The organism is Roseibium sp. AWQ4_254 (genome assembly GCF_056161025.1).
The window spans coordinates 1-16,704 of record NZ_JBSWYH010000055.1; the positions used below are offsets into that span (position 1 = coordinate 1).

Annotated in this window: 13 protein-coding genes and 4 pseudogenes; 6 read left to right on the forward strand and 11 right to left on the reverse strand. The window is 59.4% G+C overall.

The window, feature by feature from the left end; translation table 11 throughout:
• Positions 1-199 (reverse strand): transposase (locus tag ACXAIC_RS23960; RefSeq protein WP_475186770.1); only part of this gene is annotated, 199 nt, incomplete at its 3' end.
• Positions 200-301: 102 nt separating this feature from the next.
• Between ACXAIC_RS23960 and ACXAIC_RS23965 the strand changes: the two are divergent.
• A pseudogene (locus tag ACXAIC_RS23965) lies at positions 302-1,320 on the forward strand (IS110 family RNA-guided transposase).
• 373 nt (positions 1,321-1,693) lie between these two features.
• Here the strand turns inward: ACXAIC_RS23965 and ACXAIC_RS23970 are convergent.
• Both ACXAIC_RS23970 and ACXAIC_RS23975 read right to left on the reverse strand, forming a co-directional pair.
• A pseudogene (locus ACXAIC_RS23970) lies at positions 1,694-1,879 on the reverse strand (IS3 family transposase); the annotation flags it as partial.
• Positions 1,880-1,930: 51 nt separating this feature from the next.
• Positions 1,931-2,032 (reverse strand): annotated as a pseudogene (locus ACXAIC_RS23975) (transposase); the annotation flags it as partial.
• A 496-nt stretch (positions 2,033-2,528) separates the two neighbouring features.
• On the opposite strand from ACXAIC_RS23975, the gene ACXAIC_RS23980 reads away from it, so the two are divergent.
• Positions 2,529-3,209 carry a substrate-binding periplasmic protein gene (locus ACXAIC_RS23980; RefSeq protein ID WP_475186771.1) on the forward strand — a complete coding sequence of 227 codons (681 nt, stop codon included), beginning with the start codon at positions 2,529-2,531 and terminating at the stop codon, positions 3,207-3,209.
• A 151-nt stretch (positions 3,210-3,360) separates the two neighbouring features.
• On the opposite strand, the pseudogene ACXAIC_RS23985 reads toward ACXAIC_RS23980, so the two are convergent.
• Positions 3,361-3,926: pseudogene (locus ACXAIC_RS23985) on the reverse strand (class II aldolase/adducin family protein).
• Positions 3,927-4,209: 283 nt separating this feature from the next.
• Here ACXAIC_RS23985 and ACXAIC_RS23990 point away from each other — a divergent pair.
• On the forward strand, positions 4,210-5,133 hold the full coding sequence (locus tag ACXAIC_RS23990) for a hypothetical protein (RefSeq protein WP_475186774.1): 924 nt from the start codon (positions 4,210-4,212) through the stop codon (positions 5,131-5,133).
• Positions 5,134-5,479: 346 nt separating this feature from the next.
• Positions 5,480-6,214: a hypothetical protein gene (locus ACXAIC_RS23995; protein ID WP_475186776.1), complete on the forward strand. Its 735-nt coding sequence runs from the start codon at positions 5,480-5,482 to the stop codon at positions 6,212-6,214.
• Between the two features lie 31 nt (positions 6,215-6,245).
• On the opposite strand, the gene ACXAIC_RS24000 is transcribed toward ACXAIC_RS23995, so the two are convergent.
• The 7 genes from ACXAIC_RS24000 to ACXAIC_RS24030 form a co-directional block, all read right to left on the reverse strand.
• Positions 6,246-7,034 (reverse strand): crotonase/enoyl-CoA hydratase family protein, encoded by a 789-nt coding sequence (locus ACXAIC_RS24000; protein ID WP_475186778.1) that lies wholly within the window; start codon positions 7,032-7,034, stop codon positions 6,246-6,248.
• Positions 7,031-7,891: a hydroxymethylglutaryl-CoA lyase gene (locus ACXAIC_RS24005; protein WP_475186780.1), complete on the reverse strand. Its 861-nt coding sequence runs from the start codon at positions 7,889-7,891 to the stop codon at positions 7,031-7,033. The genes ACXAIC_RS24000 and ACXAIC_RS24005 overlap by 4 nt, the downstream gene beginning before the upstream one ends.
• Before the next feature lie 107 nt (positions 7,892-7,998).
• On the reverse strand, positions 7,999-9,630 hold the full coding sequence (locus ACXAIC_RS24010) for an acyl-CoA synthetase (RefSeq protein ID WP_475186782.1): 1,632 nt from the start codon (positions 9,628-9,630) through the stop codon (positions 7,999-8,001).
• Complete coding sequence (locus ACXAIC_RS24015; RefSeq protein WP_475186785.1) at positions 9,617-11,611, reverse strand: acetyl/propionyl/methylcrotonyl-CoA carboxylase subunit alpha; 1,995 nt, start codon at positions 11,609-11,611, stop codon at positions 9,617-9,619. Before ACXAIC_RS24015 ends, ACXAIC_RS24010 begins: the two co-directional genes overlap by 14 nt.
• Complete coding sequence (locus ACXAIC_RS24020) at positions 11,611-12,126, reverse strand: O-acetyl-ADP-ribose deacetylase (RefSeq protein WP_475186788.1); 516 nt, start codon at positions 12,124-12,126, stop codon at positions 11,611-11,613. Before ACXAIC_RS24020 ends, ACXAIC_RS24015 begins: the two co-directional genes overlap by 1 nt.
• A gap of 4 nt (positions 12,127-12,130) precedes the next feature.
• On the reverse strand, positions 12,131-13,738 hold the full coding sequence (locus ACXAIC_RS24025) for a carboxyl transferase domain-containing protein (RefSeq protein WP_475186792.1): 1,608 nt from the start codon (positions 13,736-13,738) through the stop codon (positions 12,131-12,133).
• Positions 13,735-14,391, reverse strand: a complete 657-nt coding sequence (locus tag ACXAIC_RS24030; RefSeq protein WP_475186796.1) for a TetR/AcrR family transcriptional regulator — start codon at positions 14,389-14,391, stop codon at positions 13,735-13,737. The genes ACXAIC_RS24025 and ACXAIC_RS24030 overlap by 4 nt, the downstream gene beginning before the upstream one ends.
• A gap of 165 nt (positions 14,392-14,556) precedes the next feature.
• Here ACXAIC_RS24030 and ACXAIC_RS24035 point away from each other — a divergent pair, with 165 nt between their 5' ends.
• Positions 14,557-15,738: an adenylate/guanylate cyclase domain-containing protein gene (locus ACXAIC_RS24035; protein ID WP_475186798.1), complete on the forward strand. Its 1,182-nt coding sequence runs from the start codon at positions 14,557-14,559 to the stop codon at positions 15,736-15,738.
• Between the two features lie 83 nt (positions 15,739-15,821).
• Positions 15,822-16,619, forward strand: a complete 798-nt coding sequence (locus ACXAIC_RS24040) for an alpha/beta fold hydrolase (protein ID WP_475186800.1) — start codon at positions 15,822-15,824, stop codon at positions 16,617-16,619.
• Positions 16,620-16,704 lie beyond the last annotated feature (85 nt).

A 16,704-nucleotide genomic window follows, 5' to 3' on the forward strand; every position in this document is an offset into this window, starting at 1 on the left:
GCCGAAACACACTGTTCCATTCGCCAAATCCTGATGGGAGATCTCGCCAGGGACCGCCAACGCGAACCTTCCACAGCACCGCTTCAAGAAACAGTCGGTTGTCCCTTGCTGTCCGGCCTCGATCCCGGATGCTGCCGGGAAGCAACGGTTCTATGACCGCCCAGCTCTTATCCGTGATGACAAAACGTTCGCTGCGCATGGGAGCCTCCTCAAAAGGAAGCTTGATGATGTGGACGCCCCTGCCAGCGCAGCGCCAAGTATGGTGCTGAGAAAGAAGTGAAGGCAGGAAAGGAAGGTACCAATGAACATCACACCACTCGGGCTGGATCTGGCCAAAAGCGTTTTCCAGGCGCATGGGATAGATTCATGCGGCAAGACAGTTCTGGTGAAAAAGCTGCATCGCAAACAGATGTTGCCATTCTTCTCGAAACTGGCACCCTGTCTGATCGGGGTTGAGGCCTGCGCGACGGCGCATCACTGGGCGCGTACGCTGATCGCCATGGGCCATGACGTTAGGATCATGCCGCCGTCTTACGTAAAAGGATACGTCAAGCGCGGCAAAAGCGATGCGATTGATGCAGAAGCGATCTGCGAGACCGTGCAACGTCCGACCATGCGGTTTGTGCCGGTAAAGACAGTTGAGCAGCAGAGTGTCCTGATAGTGCACCGAACCCGGTCGCTGATTGTGCGCCAGCGGACCATGGCGGCGAATGCGCTACGCGCGCACTTAGCCGAATTCGGGTTGGTCGCCAACCCAGGTATCGCCAATCTGGTGAAGCTGGCCGCCAGGGCCTTTGCTGATGAAGCCCTTCCTGCTTACGCTCATCGAGCGCTTGAGATCCTGATCCGGCGGATCAACGAATTAAACGAGGAGATTGGCGAACTCGATAAGGAATTACGCATCTGGCATGCCGAGAACGAGGCCAGTCGAAGGCTCGCGGCCATCCCAGGTGTCGGGGTGATAACAGCGACAGCCATCGCGGCGACAGTGACAGACCCCGATCAATGCCAATCAGGCAGGCAGTTTGCCTCCTGGCTTGGGTTGACGCCGCAGCAACAGTCGACCGGAGGCAAAACACGTCTCGGTGGTATATCCAAACAGGGCGACAGGTATTTGCGGCGACTGCTCGTCGTTGGCGCAACGGCTGTCATGCGACACGCCAAGCGTAACCCGACGCCGATGACAGATTGGGTAATGTGTTGCTGGAGAAGAAGCCGTTCCGGCTCGCCTCGGTCGCCCTCGCGAACAAGCTCGCCCGCATCGCCTGGGCAGTACTCACTCGCGGAGAGACTTATAGACCCTACGGGCAGCCTGCCTAATCGCGTGCAGCCCCGACCGAATTGGCAATGGCAGTCGATGATGCGTAACGATCGAGCCAATGGAGAGGCAAACCCGTCTGATTCAATGCGCCATTCAAGCGCGCCAGCTTGATCAGGGACCTCACCGACGGATTTCCATCAGGGCCAGCGGCAAAGTTGTGCCGCACATATCAAAGCAACCGATCACCGCAACAAGACAAAAACAGCTCTTGCCATAGGGGGCGTCCACATATGAATCACAAAAAACACGATCTGTGAATCATATATGTCCACAGACTCTAGACCTGTTACGTTTTGGTTCCGCTCAGAGTTCTCATTAACGCCACCCTTGCGTCGAATGCCCAGGGGCTTTCCATCCCAGTGCCGAGTGTCTTCAGCGCGGATTGTAGAAACCGTTGATATATTGGAAGATGGCTATCTCTGCATCGAGACGTGTCGGCCATGACCATTGCCACAGAAACTTGGCCTTGACCGTTTTGAAATAGGTTTCGACCGCTGCATTGTCATAGCAGTTTTCGGTCCTGCTCATCGACACCTGGAACACGTGCTGGTGTGGGATCGTCCGTATGCAGGAAAAACGAGAGGAATTTTAGGGTTTCTGGTTACGGCCGGTTGAGACATTTACCTTCTTGCGATGCATGCAGATCCGCTCGCAGGCAGTGACCAGAGCATCCCGGTCATGAAAGGCATAGTCCAGATCCGGCAGTGTCCGACCCGAAGACACGGGTGAAGGTTCGGACCGCAGATATAGGATGCCCTTATGACTGAAGAGATATTAATTGCGCTTGGTATTATTCGCAGGGCCCGATTGACCCCGATCACAGGTTGGCAAGGGGGGCGCCAATTTCCTTCTGTCCTGCTTGAGCTCGAGACGGTGTCCGGCCGGGCCTTGCCCAGATGCAAATATTGCGGGCGGCGCGGGTGCGTTATGCGTCATTTGACGTGCAGTTCGATACATATCCGCAGCGTTTCATTCAATCTGAAGTTTATTTTAGGGTCTTATTCTGGTTGGTTTGGATGCGTTTTTTGGACTTTTGGTTGCCATTTTTGAGTAATTTTTCTTAAATATTGGTTTGTTTGGCCGTGGCTCCAGGTCCTGTGAGTTTTTGTTTATGCGTTAAAATTTTATGACGTGTTGATTTTTATTTTTTTGCACTAGATACTTAGTTGTTATCATTTTTGGATTTGGCTGTTTATCAGGAAACCAGATGCGGTTTTATTTAATTCAGCTGAAGTTAATCCTTGCGCTGCTGTGGTTGGTCCCGCAGCCAGCCTCCGCACAGGCTGTGCTGAAATTCACCCTCTCCGAAAATCTGCCCCAGTTTGAGCAGCTGGCTGACATTCTGCGCCATGCCTATTCGGAATTGGGTATTCAGATCGAGTTCCAGCGCATGTCGCGCTCCCGGTCTCTGGTTACGGCGGGCAAGGGGCTGGTGGATGGGGAGCTTGCGGGAACGCCGTCCATTGAAGAGAAATTTCCCACTCTGATCCGGGTCAGTGTTCCGTTGATGCAGGTCAAGGTCGGGACGATTATCTGCACCCGGCATTCGGACGAGACAATTCTGGACAAGATTCACGAGAAAAAAGTCGGCTATATCCGTGGGGCGGTCGTTTTTGAAAACTATACCAAAACCTTTGACGAGGTCTGGGTGGCGGACACGTATGACGAGCTTTTCGGGATGCTCAAACTTGGCCGGCTTGATGTGGTGCTGGGAGGCCAGATCGCGCTCGACAAGTACGGTCTGACACATGAGGCCGGGTGTCTGGAAATGGCCGGAAAGCCTATCCGGACGGTCAAACTGTATCATTATCTCCATGAGAGGAACGCGCAGTTGGTCCCGGCGATTACATCCATTCTGGAAAGCATGGCCGCGTCCGGCGAAATGTAGCAGACGTCATGAGGCTGCCAGGCCTGATCAGAGCCGGGGTCCATCACCTGAGTTGAACCCGCCGCGTTTCACCGGATATGCCTGACTGGCGTAGTCGGACTGTTCGCTGTTCAGAATGGCTTTCAGCTCGTTCAAATGCCGGCCTAGAAGATCAGGATAGTCTTCCAGCTCCCAGGCGGTTTTTCGGCGACCTCACGGAAAAGGCCCGCAAGGAGGCGGTCTGGAGAGCGCGGACATAGGTTTGTGCAGTACGTTCGAAATAGCAGAGCCGGTTGAATGTGTCGGCGACGGTCTCGCCTCTTCCCAGGACCCCGTGATTGCCCATGATCATGGTTTTGGTCTTGGGGACGCCCAGCATGCCGGCGCAGCGTTTGCCTTCCTCTTCGAGGGCGAGGCCGCGAAACTCTTCATCGACCACATGGCGCCCGCTAAAGGCGGCAGCGTGCAGTCCTCCAGCCAGGCCGGAATGGTCGCACGGATCGAATGCACATGCATCACGCCGCGGGCATGGGGGCATCGACCGTGGATGGAGCGGTGCAGACCTCCGGCAGTGAGGTCCGGCGCGTCGGCCGTGTCCATGGTGGCCGGATCATTGGCGTCCAGTAGCAGGTCGGAGGCCTTGTTCCTGGCAAAATGCCGCGGTTGGGGGGGCGTGAGGAATTGGGTGTCGTCCGCATTGACCGCAAAGCTGAAATGACTTGCGACAACCTCATGCATGCTCAGACGGGTTGTTCAGCGGATGGCGGTAGCCAGATCCACACGGTCCCGCCAATGGGTCAGGTTGGTGTTTTCAGCCTACTGCACCATTGCCCGCCCTTTCCTTGAATTCTGCCCTTTCTGCCGACCATGCCCGACGGTTGCCAGACAAGGCTGCGCTTTTTGGAAGAAGGGGGGGGCTCGTTTCCGATGACGACTGCAAAGTTAAAGGTGATCGTGGTCTTTTTCTACTTAAGTATAAAAAAATACCAATTCGCAATTTATTGTGTCATAAGATATGAAGATGCTTCGAATTTTCTGGGAACTGACGATGTCCAAGTTGATGTTGGGGCTTTTTATTCTTGTCATTTTTACACAAGCCAATGCAACTTCTGCTTGGTCTTCGGATCGACTCGTTTATAATCTTCGCTTGGATGAGGTTGAGTATGTCGAGACGCTGCTGGAAAAAGTGTTGCTGCGGACATCTCCTTTCGGCGGGGCGTCGGAAGTCGGACGCTCCGCGGAGTTCTTTTCCCGGGCCCGACTGCTGGAAGAGCTCATTGTCGGCGACAATATCCAGATTGTTGCTGAAGTGCCCAAACCGGGCTGGGAGGAGAAGCTCATTCCCATTCGCATTCCCTTACGGAAGGGAATTCAGGGTTACCGGCTTTTCCTGATCAACCGCCAGGACCAGGAACGCCTGTCTCAGGTGAGGTCTCTGGAAGAACTGAAAGCCATCCCGACGGGCACAGGGGTGCAATGGTCGACTTACCTGATCCTGCGTAAGGCCGGATTTAATGTTGTCCCTGGGGAAACCCACGCCCGGCTGTTCGATATGCTCAAGGTCCGCCGATTTGTCACCTTTGGCCGCGGCATGAACGAGATCTTCGGTGAACTGGAGCGTTTCAGCCCCGACAATCCGGATCTGGCTATTGAGCAGACGCTGGTCCTGTTTGTGCCTCTGCCAACCTATTTTTTTGTCAGTCCAGCGCGGCCGGAACTCGCCAGCCGGGTGCGGCAGGGACTGGAAGAAATGCTTGCGGATGGATCGTTCGATGCTCACTTTCTTGAGTATCATCAATCGGATATCGACCGGGCACGTTTGAAGCACCGCAAGATCTTTACTATCGAAAACCCAAATCTCAGCCAGGATCCTCCTCTGAACGATCCGGCTCTCTGGTTCGATCCGGCAACCCATATTCCTGAAGACGGTGATCATAGCGGATAATACAGCGTAGTTCCGCTATATATTGGCAGGCATATTTTAGCTTGCCTTTGTGGTCTGGCTCAGGCCGGCAGAGATCGATTTGGCGCGGATTTGTCAGAATTGAGTCAAATTTGCACGGGCACTTTCTGCCTGCCGGTTACATTGTTTCTGGATAGATCCAACTGGCTGTTGATTTGGAAGGGTGCAGTTGATTCAATGACAGAATCAGTAAGACTTCCCAGTTTTTGCGGTTTCGCTGTTTGAATGCATGGAGAGCGGTTTGGGCAAAACAGCTAAAATCGAGTTTATCCGTCGCGTTTTACCTTTGAGCCTCTGCGTCCTGGCCATAGTGGGCGGGGTGTTTTTCATGTCGGTTCTGATGAGCCTGATGTGTATTGCGGCGGCGGCCGGAATATATGCGGCGATGCCGCATCCGGTTGTCCCCTCGGGGGCTGTCCGGCCGGTGTCGAAACCGTCGCCGGTGGTGTTTGACGCGGCCGGGTTCGGCCTCGGCATCGTGTTCTTTTCCCTCAGTTTTGTCGGCCTCGGGCTGACAACCGGCGGTCTGGCTCTGGTGTCGCTTCTGGCGCTTGCCCCGGCCTGTGTGTCTTTCATCTTTTTCGCCGCCGCCGTGCGTCAGAAAACCTCCTGGGTCCGGTTTTTCGGCAATGGCTTTGAATTCACCCAGTTCGGCCAGCGCGCACGCGTGCCTTATGAAGAGCTGAAAAAGATGGAGATCCGCCTGTGGGAGGCCTCCGGCTGGGTCGCCCGTTTCCAGGCCACCATCGGGTCCATCGGCCACAAGAAGGCGGTGCTGTTGAATGGGGAAGAAAGCACCAACACGCTTGTCTTTAAACATCCGGTCAGCGGCACCTTCACGATTTCCTCCGAACTCATTCCCGATCTGCAGCGCATCCTGATCGGTATGGACCGGGCGGGGGTGGATCTGCCGGACGGGATCAGCGAAGGCCAGCGCAAGAAAATCCGTCAGCGCCGGGAGCGCATGTATGGCGGGCCGGAGCCCGAGCTGCCCAAGTCGGAAGAGGCAGGTGTGGCCCGTATCGCTGCCTTGATCGAACATGCCCGGCGGCAGACGGGGTGAGATCAAAGGCGGAAAGCCGAGTGTGGAGTGGTCAGCGCACCGCCCAATCCGGCTTTCGCTTGTCGAAAAAGGCTGAAATGCCTTCCCGGGCTTCCGGGGTTTCCCATGTGTCTGCAAGGCGGTGGATTGTGTCTTCGATTGCGGCTTCGTCAATTCTGGGGCCGAGCACCCTTGCCAGGGCCTTGGAAGCGGCGACCGCCGCCGGAGCGGCGGCAAGATAGGGTTTGACTTCAGCGTCCACGGCCGAATCGAGTTCCTCTACGGGCACCACCTGTGCAGCGAGATTCAGATCCCGAGCCTCTTGCGCGCTGAAGAGGCGTGCGGACATGAAGACGCGCCGAGCCTTGCCCTCACCCATACGGGCCAGCACATAGGGGCTTATGGTGGCGGGGATCAGGCCTAGGCGGGTTTCGGTCAGGCCGAATTTCGCGCTGTCGGCCGCAATCACCGTGTCGCACACGCTCATCATGCCGATGCCGCCGCCAAAGGCCTGGCCCTGAATGCGGCCGATCAGGGGCTTTGGCAGCTCGTTGAGGGCTTTCAGCATGGCGGCCAATTTACGCGCTTCAGCGATCCGGGTCTGCCGGTCCGCATCAAACTGTTCTCTCATCCAGCCAAGGTCGCCGCCTGCGCAAAAGCTGTCTCCGGCCCCTGTCAGGATCACAACCCGCACGTTGTCATCCGCACCGAGCATTGACGCAGTCTTGGTCAGCTCGGCAATCATCGTTGCCGAAAGGGCATTGTGTTTGTCCGGGCGGTTCAGCGTCACCGTGGCAACACCCCGGTCATCCGTGGCAAGGGTCAGTGTTTCGTAACTCATGCGGGCGTCTCCCTCAGGCTCCGGGCGAAGGCGGCAATTTCGTCCAGCTTTTCCGTCTTTATGCCGCAGGTGAAGCCTTTTCGGGCCAAAAGGGCCGCGACGGTTTCTGTGGCGACATTGCCCTTTGCGCCCGGAGCATAGGGGCAGCCGCCGAGGCCGCCGATGGCGCAGTCAAAGGTGCGCAGGCCTTTTTCCAGACTCACCTCGATATTCTCAAGGGCTCTGCCCTTGGTGTCGTGAAAATGCCCGGCCAGCTTGTCGGCTGGCACATGGGCAAGCACGGCGTCCAGCATGTTTGAAATCGTCTCCGGCGTCCCGGCGCCGATCGTGTCCCCAAGGGAGATTTCATAGCAGCCAAGCGCATAAAGTTCCCTGGCCACAGCGGCGACCTGCTCCGGCGCGACCGGCCCATCATAGGGGCAATCGGTGACGCAGGAGACATAGCCACGGACGGGCATGCCGTCCTGCGCGGCCTTATCCAGAAGCGGCTTGAAGCGCTCGATGCTTTCTGCGACCGAACAGTTGATGTTCTTTTTCGAAAAACCTTCTGACGCTGAGCCGAAAATTGCCACCTCATCGGCGGAGGCCCGCTTTGCTGCAGTATAGCCTTTCACATTGGGGGTCAGTACGGAATAGACAACCGCCGGATGTCGGTAGATGCCGTCCATGACCTCCTGGGCATCGGCCAGCTGGGGCACCCATTTGGGACTGACAAAACTCGTCACTTCAATCTTGCGGAAACCGCACTCTGACAGCCGGTCCACCAGCTCGATTTTCTGGCCGGTCGGAACAAAGCGGCTTTCATTTTGAAGGCCGTCACGGGGGCTCATTTCAAAAAGGGTGACAAAATCGGACATGTCAGAACTCATAAGAACTTTCAGCACAGGGTCAAAAGGGGCCCGGAAATTTCAGAACGGGCTTAGAAAGGGCTGTGCGCCGAAAGGCGCTGGATGCTGGCCGCCGGTCATGTATCCTGTTCCGCCCGGATGCGCAGGTCGCGGCGGATCACCTTGCCGGTGGTGGTCATCGGCAGGGCGTCGACAAAGGCGACTTCCCGCGGATATTCATGGGCCGCAAGGCGGATCTTGACGAACTCGGCGATGTCTTTGGCCAGCGTTTCGTCCGGATCCACACCTGCTTTCAGCACGATATAGGCCTTGACGATTTCGGTGCGCTGCGGGTCGGGTTTGCCAACCACACCGGCCATGGCGACTGCCGGGTGGCGGATCAGGCAGTCCTCGATTTCCCCGGGGCCGATGCGGTAGCCGGACGAGGTGATCACGTCGTCATCGCGCCCGACGAAGCGGATCCAGCCATGTTTGTCCATGACGCCGGTATCCCCGGTCAACAGCCAGTCGCCGGCGAATTTGGCGGCTGTGGCCTCAGGATTGTTCCAGTAGCCGAGAAACATCACAGGGTCCGGCCTGCGCACGGCAACGGTCCCGTGTGTGTCCGGCGGCAGCTTCTGGCCTTCGGGGCCCACCACCGCGACCTCATGGCCCGGAACCGGCCGGCCCATGATGCCGGGCCGGGCGTCCATCAGGCGGGCACAGCTGGAGACGATCATGTTGCATTCGGTCTGGCCGTAAAACTCGTTGATGGTCAGGCCGAAGGTCCGCCGTCCCCATTCGATCAGCTCGGCGCCGAGGGTTTCCCCGCCAGAGGCAACGGACCGCAGACTGAACTGCCAGCTTGTTGCAGCATCCGGCACCTGGCGCATCAGCTTCAGGGCGGTAGGTGGCAGAAACGTATTGCGGATTGCCTGGTCTTCCAAAAGCTGGAAGGCGGCTTCTGCGGTGAATTTGCGGAAGCGGCAGGCCACTACGGGCACTCCCAGGTAAAGGGCCGGCAGAAGCACGTCCAGAAGGCCGCCGATCCAGGCCCAGTCTGCGGGGGTCCAGATTCGGTCGCCCGGCTGGCCCAGAAAATCGTGGCTCATTTCCACGCCTGGCAAATGACCCAGCAGCACCCGGTGGGCATGTAAGGCGCCCTTGGGCTGGCCGGTCGTGCCGGAGGTGTAGATGATCAGGGCGGGGTCATCGGCGGCCGTGTCAACCGGTGTGAACTCAGGGGTGTGCCCGTCCATGGCGTGGGCAAGATCGTCCGCACCATCCCTGTCCCCGTCCACGCAGAACACCGTGGTCAGATCCGGCAGCTGGTCCCGAAGAAGCGCAAGTTTGGCAGCCCCGCTCTGGTCGGTGATTACGGCTTTAGCGCCGGAGTCTTTCAGCCGGTAGGCTAAGGCCTCTTCGCCGAACAGGGTGAAAAGGGGGATCGTGATCGCGCCCAGCTTCAGGGCGGCCAGATGGGCATAGGCAGTTTCCGGGCGCTGCGGCAGAAGCACCCCGATGCGGTCGCCCGGCGCCACGCCCCGGCTGTTCAGCAGATTGGCGAGCTGGTTTGAGAGCCGTTTCAAATCGCCGTAGGAATAGCTGTGCGACGGTCCGTTTTCCTCGCAATAGACAAGGGCCTCCCGGTCAGGGGCTTTGGCGGCCCACTGGTCGCAGGCGGCAACGGCAATATTGAAACGGTCCGGAACCGCCCAGGCAAAGTCCCGGCAGAGCTTGTCATAACTGTCAGCGTCAGGCAGCAGCATCGGCGGTCTCCTCAAGGGTCAGCAGCACGGTGCCATCTGTTACCTGATCGCCTTCGCTCACAAGGACCTCAGCAACAATCCCGTCGCGCGGGGCCTTGAGCGTGTGTTCCATCTTCATGGCTTCCAGAATGATCAGCGGCTGATCCCGTGTGACCGTGTCACCGGCCGTGGCGGACAGCATCTTGACAAGGCCCGGCATTGGCGCCGTCACCTGATCCCCGGAAGCGGCCACATCGTCATTGCTGCTCAGGCTGTCGGGCAGGCCGACGGAAAAGGCATGGCCGTTCAGGAACACGGTGAGGCCGTTGGAACCGTGGACCACTGTTGCCCTTGCCCTGTGGCCGTCGCAGTCATAGGTCAGGTGTGTGCCGTCCGTCTCGATCAGCGCAACCATACGGGGCCCGCCTGGGAGATGAACGGAAAACCGCCGCTGGCCGAGGGCGTGCACTTCAATGTCGTGGCGCTCCCCGTCGATTTCCAGAAGGGCGAACTGACGGGACGCACTCCACAGGCGCCAGCCGGCCAGGGTCTCGAAAGGGTCAGAGCCGGAGGCGGGTTTTGCAAGACCAAGGGCCGATAGGGCGGCTAGGGCAATTGCTTCATCGGGCAATTCGGGCTCGCCGATCAGCACCGCCAGATCCCGGTCGATCAGGCCGGTATCAACATCGCCTTTGGCAAAGCCCTCATGGCGGCAGAGGGCTGCCAGAAAGCCCGCATTGGTGACGCAGCCGGCCACCTGTGTAGCGTCCAGGGCGGCCAGCAATTTGCCAAGGGCTTCCTCACGGGATGCGCCATGGGTGATCACTTTGGCAATCATCGGATCGTACCAGGGCGTGATCTCATCGCCTGCGCGCACGCCGCTGTCGACACGGGCAAGATGGTCCGGCAGGTGCACATGCTCCAGTGTGCCGATGGCGGGCAGAAAGCCCTTGGGCGCATCTTCCGCATAGAGCCGGGCTTCAAAGGCCCAACCGGAAAAGCTCAGCTCTTCCTGAGTTTTGGGCAGGGGCGCACCGGAGGCAACCTGCAGCTGCCAGTCCACCAGATCCTCGCCGGTAATCAGCTCGGTCACCGGATGTTCCACCTGCAGGCGGGTGTTCATTTCCATGAAATAGAAGCGGTCGGACTGCAGTCCATCCGCAACATCGGCGATGAACTCGATGGTCCCGGCGCCGCAATAGCCGATGGCCTTGGCGGCGGTAACGGCAGCCTCACCCATGGCCTTGCGCATCTCCTCCGGCATGCCGGGGGCAGGGGCCTCTTCAATGACCTTCTGGTGGCGGCGCTGGAGGGAGCAATCCCGTTCAAACAGGTGCACCGCATGGCCATGGCTGTCGCCGAACACCTGGATTTCGATATGGCGCGGCTTGGTCAGGTATTTTTCGATCAGTACCCGTCCGTCGCCGAAACTGGCTTCGCCTTCACGCTGGGCACCGGAGAGCGCGTCCAGAAAGTCGGCCGGGTCGTCAACCCGGCGCATGCCCTTGCCACCGCCGCCCGCGCGGGCCTTGATTAGAACCGGGTAGCCGATCCGGTGCGCTTCCGCTTTCAGAAATGCCGGGTCCTGGCTCTCCCCGTGATAGCCGGGCACCACCGGTACCCCGGCCTTTTCCATCAGCGCCTTGGCGGCGTCTTTCAGCCCCATGGCCCGTATGGCCTTTGCACTCGGGCCGATAAAGGTGATCCCGGCCTTGTCGAGCGCATCGACGAAGTCGGGGTTTTCGGACAGGAAGCCGTATCCCGGATGCACCGCCTCAGCGCCGCTTTTCTGGCAAGCCTCGATGATCCTGTCGATCCTGAGGTAACTCTCACCCACCGGTGCCGGACCGATCCGAAAGGCTTCGTCCGCCATGGCGACATGTTTGGCGTTTGCGTCCGCGTCCGAATAGACCGCGACCGTGCGGATCCCGAGCCGTTTCGCCGTCCCGATGACCCGGCACGCGATTTCGCCGCGATTGGCTATGAGGATTTTCTTGAACATCAGTCTTCGTTCCCCTTCAGCGCGTTCAGCAAATGGGCAAGCGCCGCGTCATCGAACGCGACCAGCGCAACCGTTTCGATTTCCGGCAGCTCAGCGAGCGTCTTCTGAATGGTTTTGACTGCCGTTTCAGCTGCCAGCTCCGCCGGATAGCCATAAATGCCTGTCGAGATTGCAGGAAAGGCAACGGTGCGGCAGGCATTGGCCGCGGCAAGCCGGAGGCTGGTTTCGTAGCAACTGGCAAGCAGTCCGGCTTCGCCCTCGTTGCCGCCGCGCCAGACCGGGCCAACCGTGTGGATGATGTGCCTTGCCGGTAATTTGTATCCGGCGGTGATCTTGGCGTCGCCGGTCTTGCAGCCGTTCAAAAGGCGGCATTCCTGAACAAGTTCCGGTCCGGCCGCCCGGTGAATGGCGCCGTCCACTCCGCCGCCGCCGAGCAGCGAGGAATTGGCTGCATTGACGATGGCGTCGACCTTCAGCCGGGTGATGTCACCGACATGCGTTTCGATATGGCTCATGGCATCACATCCTGAAGAGACCGAAGCGGGTATCGTCGATCGGCGCGTTGAGCGCGGCCGACAGGGAGAGCCCCAGTATGTCTCGGGTCTTGCGCGGGTCGACAATGCCGTCATCCCACAGGCGGGCGCTGGCATAAAGCGGGTGACCCTGGTCCTCGAACTGGTCGATGATCGGCTGCTTGAACGTCTGTTCTTCTTCTTGCGTCCAGCTGCCGCCCTTGCGCTCGATGCCGTCCCGGCGGACGGTGGCCAGAACGCCTGCAGCCTGTTCGCCGCCCATAACGGAGATGCGCGAATTGGGCCAGGTCCACAGGAAGCGCGGCGAATAGGCCCGTCCGCACATGCCGTAATTGCCCGCACCGAAGGACCCGCCGACCAGCATGGTGATTTTGGGAACGGAAGTGGTGGCAACCGCCGTCACCAGCTTGGCGCCGTCCTTTGCAATGCCACCGCTTTCATATTTCTGCCCAACCATGAAGCCGGTGATGTTCTGCAGGAACACCAGCGGCACCTTGCGCTGTGAACACAGTTCGACAAAATGGGCACCCTTGACCGCGCTCTCCGAGAACAGCACGCCGTTATTGGCAATGATGCCGGCGGGCATGCCGTGGATATGGGCAAAGCCGCAGACAAGGGAGGTGCCGTAGCGCGCCTTGAATTCGTCAAAGCGGGACCCGTCGACCACGCGGGCAATCACCTCGCGAATGTCATAGGGCGTTTTCAAGTCCCCAGGCACGACACCAAGGATTTCCTCCGGGTCGTAAAGCGGATCTTCCGGCGCCTGAAGGGCGGCTCCGGTTCGTTTGGTGCGGTTGAGGCTGGCAATGGCGCGCCGGGCCAGGGCCAGAGCATGGGTGTCGTCGCGGGCCAGATGATCGGCGACCCCGGACAGGCGCGTATGCACATCACCGCCGCCCAGATCTTCCGCCGTCACTTCCTCTCCCGTTGCCGCCTTCACCAGGGGCGGTCCGGCAAGAAAGATAGTGCCCTGGTTTTTCACGATAATGGTTTCGTCCGACATGGCGGGAACATAGGCGCCGCCTGCGGTGCACGAGCCCATGACCACGGCAATCTGGGCAATGCCCCTGGCCGACATATTGGCTTGATTGTAGAAGATCCGCCCGAAATGATCCCGGTCGGGAAAGACCTCGTCCTGGTTCGGCAGATTGGCGCCGCCTGAATCCACCAGATAGATGCAGGGCAGATTGTTTTCGGCGGCAATTTCCTGGGCGCGCAGGTGCTTTTTCACCGACAGGGGATAATAGGTGCCGCCTTTCACCGTGGCATCATTGGCAAGCACCATGACCTCCTGGCCTTCCACCCTGCCGATCCCGGCGATCATTCCGGCAGACGGGGCGGCGCCGTCATAAAGGTCATGGGCGGCCAGCATGCCGACTTCCAAAAAGGGCGATCCGGGATCAAGCAGGCGGGAGACCCGTTCGCGGGGCAGGATCTTGCCCCGGGCGAGGTGGCGCTGGCGGGCGGATTCACCACCGCCATCCAGGGCCCTTTGCGCTGCGGTCCTGACCGCGTCCATGGCCGCCTCATGGGCCGCCCGGTTGGCGGAAAAGGCGCTGCTTTTCGGCGAGAGGCTTGATGTCAGGATGCTCATGTCATCCGGTCTCCGTTCGGGGCTGTGGTCTGGGAAAGGGCCTGGCCGGGAAGGGGCGCGACCGCTTTGCGCACCATGGTGAGATAAAGGTCTTCGACCTCACGCTCGCTGAGGCTGCCGCCCGCCCGGTACCAGGTGGGGATGCCGGTCAGCATGGCGATGATGGCCCGCGTCGTAACCCTGGGATCGCCGGTGCTGTAGCGTCCGGCCGCCGTTCCATCTTCCAAAATGCCGGTCAGGATGGCCTCGTAGCGGCGGCGTTCGGCTTCCACCAGCTTGAAATTATCCGGCTCCAGATTGCGCAGTTCCATATAGGAGATAAAGACTTCATCGGCGCGCTGCAGATGGTAGCGGATGTGAAAGCGCACAAACCGCTCCAGCGGGTCCATGGCGGCCGCAAAAGGAGTGATGTCCCAGGCGGTCAGAAGCGCGCGCATATGGGCAAGCATCAGGTCTTTTAAAATGTCCTGCTTGGTGGGGAAGTGATTGTAGAGCGCGCCGGGGCGAACCCCGACATCGGCCGCGATCTCGCGCATGGAAACGGCTGCATAGCCTGCGTCAGCAAACCGCTTGAGCGCCGCATCCAGAACACGGCGGGCGGTTTCCTGGCCTTTGGCACTGCGGGCGGCTGGTCTTGGTTCTGTCACGGCCACATCGTCCTCCTGTGAGTTTCTATAAATGAACGTTCATTCATTTTCAAGCCTTGCAGACACAACGGATGTGACAGGTCAAAACTGCCGCAACTGTTGGCGTCCGGATATGGGGATCCCTGTCTGGTCACCGCAGCAAAAGCACTTTAACGTGACGCCATGATCAGTATGGCGAAAATAGACGAGATCGAAGACTGGATGATCAGCCAGGCTCTTGGCTCTCCCAATCTGGGCAAGATGTTTGCCGAAATGTGTGAGCGGCTGCGCGCCTGCGAGGTTCCGGTCGACCGGGGCATGATGGCCTGGTCCACGCTGCACCCGTTGATCGAAGCCGAACTGGTGATCTGGGAAAGCGGCAATGAGCTGCATCACGAGCTGATCGCCCATTCGGAAGAAGAAACCGACGACTGGCTGCAAAGCCCGGTGCGGGCTGTTCTGGTCAACCAGGAGCCGCGGTTCCGCCGGCGGTTGACCAACTCCAATGCGCCGCAGGAATTCCCGCTGCTAACCCGCCTGAGCGAGGCCGGGTATACCGACTATCTGGTACTGCCGACGCATTTCGACATGCCGACCAATCCGGAGGATTATGCCAATAGCGGTATTATTGTCAGCTGGGCCACTTGCGACAGTGAGGGCTTTTCTGACGACGCCCTGAAGGCCATTGAATATATCCAAAAGCGTCTGGCGCTGGCCGCCCGGGCCAATATTGGCAGCCAGATCACCAAAACGGTTGCCGAGACCTATCTGGGGCAGACGGCCGGCAAAAAGGTGCTGAACGGACAGATCCGCCACGGCGACGGCGAGACCATTGATGCGGTGATCTATTATTGCGACATGCGCCGGTCCACCGCCATTGCCGAAGCTCTCGGGCCAGATGCCTATCTGACCTGGCTGAACCGGTATTTCGAAACCACGGCCGGATCGGTTCTGGATAACGGTGGCGAGGTGCTCGACTTTATCGGTGATGCGGTTCTGGGTGTCTTCCCCATTGGAGAGCAAAGCCTTGAAAATGCGGTCAAACAGGCTGTTCAGGCGGCCGATGAAACGCGGTTGAGGCTTGCGGCGGTCAATGACGACCCGGCAAGCGCCATGCCCATGCAGGCCGGGGTCGCCCTGTCGGTGGGGTCGGTCATGTTCGGCAATATCGGGGTACCCCACCGGTTGACCTTTTCGGTGATTGGCCAGTCGGTCCATGCGGCCGCGCGTATCGAAAGCCTGACCAAGACCACCGGGTCGGATGTGCTGATGACCGAGGACATTGTCCGGTATTGCGCAGCACGGGCCGAGCCGGTCGGCTCTTTCGAGCTTAGCGGCTTTACTGATCCGCAGCCCCTGTTTGCGCTCAAATGACGTGGCTGCCGTATTTCTTCTCTCTCATTCCTCGTCCCTCTTCGCACCGATGCGTCTCTGCGTTTCAAAAGTGATCAAAGACCATGACTGACCTGCGTCCCAATCCCCCGCGCCATCTGCCTTTTCATGACCAGCCTGCCGCCGGGGGGGCTGATGAGTGCCCTGTCGTGCTTCTGCACGGCTTTGGCGGAGACCGGCAGACCTGGGTGAATATCCAGACCGCTCTGGCGGCCAGAAAACGTTCTCTTGCCTTCGATCTGCCCGGACACGGCCAGGCGCTGGACTGGCCCCAGGTCGGCAATGCGGGTATTGCGGCGAAAGCCGTTGCCCAGTCCCTGGAGGCGCTGGAGCTGGACCGGGTGCACCTGACCGGACACTCCATGGGCGGAGCGGTGGCGGTTCTGGTTGCCCTGCGTGCGCCGGAGCGGATCGCCAGCCTGACGCTTCTGGCGCCCGGCGGCTTCGGCCCGGAGATCAATCACCGTCTGCTGCGCCGCTATGCAGCGGCTACGGATCAGGCGGACGTTGAAATTCTGCTGGAGCAGTTTTTCGGCTGGGAGTTCAAGCTGCCGAAATATCTGGCCAAATCCGTAGCCGAGAGCCGCGCCAAGCCAGGGGCAGCCGCCACGCTGGAGGCGATCGCGGACGAGATTATCGACGGTACCGTGCAAAAGACCTTGCCCCGGGACGCGCTGGCGGACCTGCCCATGCCGGTGAAAGTGATCTGGGGCACCCAGGACCGGGTTCTGCCCACCCGCCAGGCGCACAAGCTGCCGGGAACCGTCGCAACCCATATTTTCGAGCGCGTCGGCCATATGCCGCATCTGGAAATCCCGAAGGAGGTGACCCGGCTGATCCTGCAAAATACCGGTGTGAACTAGAGCATTTCCCAAAAAGTCTGAATCGTCTTGGGTTCCCTTTTGTGGTGAATAGTGATTCAAGCTGAGGGCTGGACAAGGAGGCCAG

Bases quoted from the DNA above. Each gene is read 5' to 3' on its own strand.
- ACXAIC_RS23980 (WP_475186771.1), top strand. From the start codon at position 2,529: ATGCGGTTTTATTTAATTCAGCTGAAGTTAATCCTTGCGCTGCTGTGG.
- ACXAIC_RS23990 (WP_475186774.1), top strand. From the start codon at position 4,210: ATGCTTCGAATTTTCTGGGAACTGACGATGTCCAAGTTGATGTTGGGG.
- ACXAIC_RS23995 (WP_475186776.1), top strand. From the start codon at position 5,480: ATGTCGGTTCTGATGAGCCTGATGTGTATTGCGGCGGCGGCCGGAATA.
- ACXAIC_RS24000 (WP_475186778.1), bottom strand. From the start codon at position 7,034: ATGAGTTACGAAACACTGACCCTTGCCACGGATGACCGGGGTGTTGCC.
- ACXAIC_RS24005 (WP_475186780.1), bottom strand. From the start codon at position 7,891: ATGTCCGATTTTGTCACCCTTTTTGAAATGAGCCCCCGTGACGGCCTT.
- ACXAIC_RS24010 (WP_475186782.1), bottom strand. From the start codon at position 9,630: ATGCTGCTGCCTGACGCTGACAGTTATGACAAGCTCTGCCGGGACTTT.
- ACXAIC_RS24015 (WP_475186785.1), bottom strand. From the start codon at position 11,611: ATGTTCAAGAAAATCCTCATAGCCAATCGCGGCGAAATCGCGTGCCGG.
- ACXAIC_RS24020 (WP_475186788.1), bottom strand. From the start codon at position 12,126: ATGAGCCATATCGAAACGCATGTCGGTGACATCACCCGGCTGAAGGTC.
- ACXAIC_RS24025 (WP_475186792.1), bottom strand. From the start codon at position 13,738: ATGAGCATCCTGACATCAAGCCTCTCGCCGAAAAGCAGCGCCTTTTCC.
- ACXAIC_RS24035 (WP_475186798.1), top strand. From the start codon at position 14,557: ATGGCGAAAATAGACGAGATCGAAGACTGGATGATCAGCCAGGCTCTT.
- ACXAIC_RS24040 (WP_475186800.1), top strand. From the start codon at position 15,822: ATGACTGACCTGCGTCCCAATCCCCCGCGCCATCTGCCTTTTCATGAC.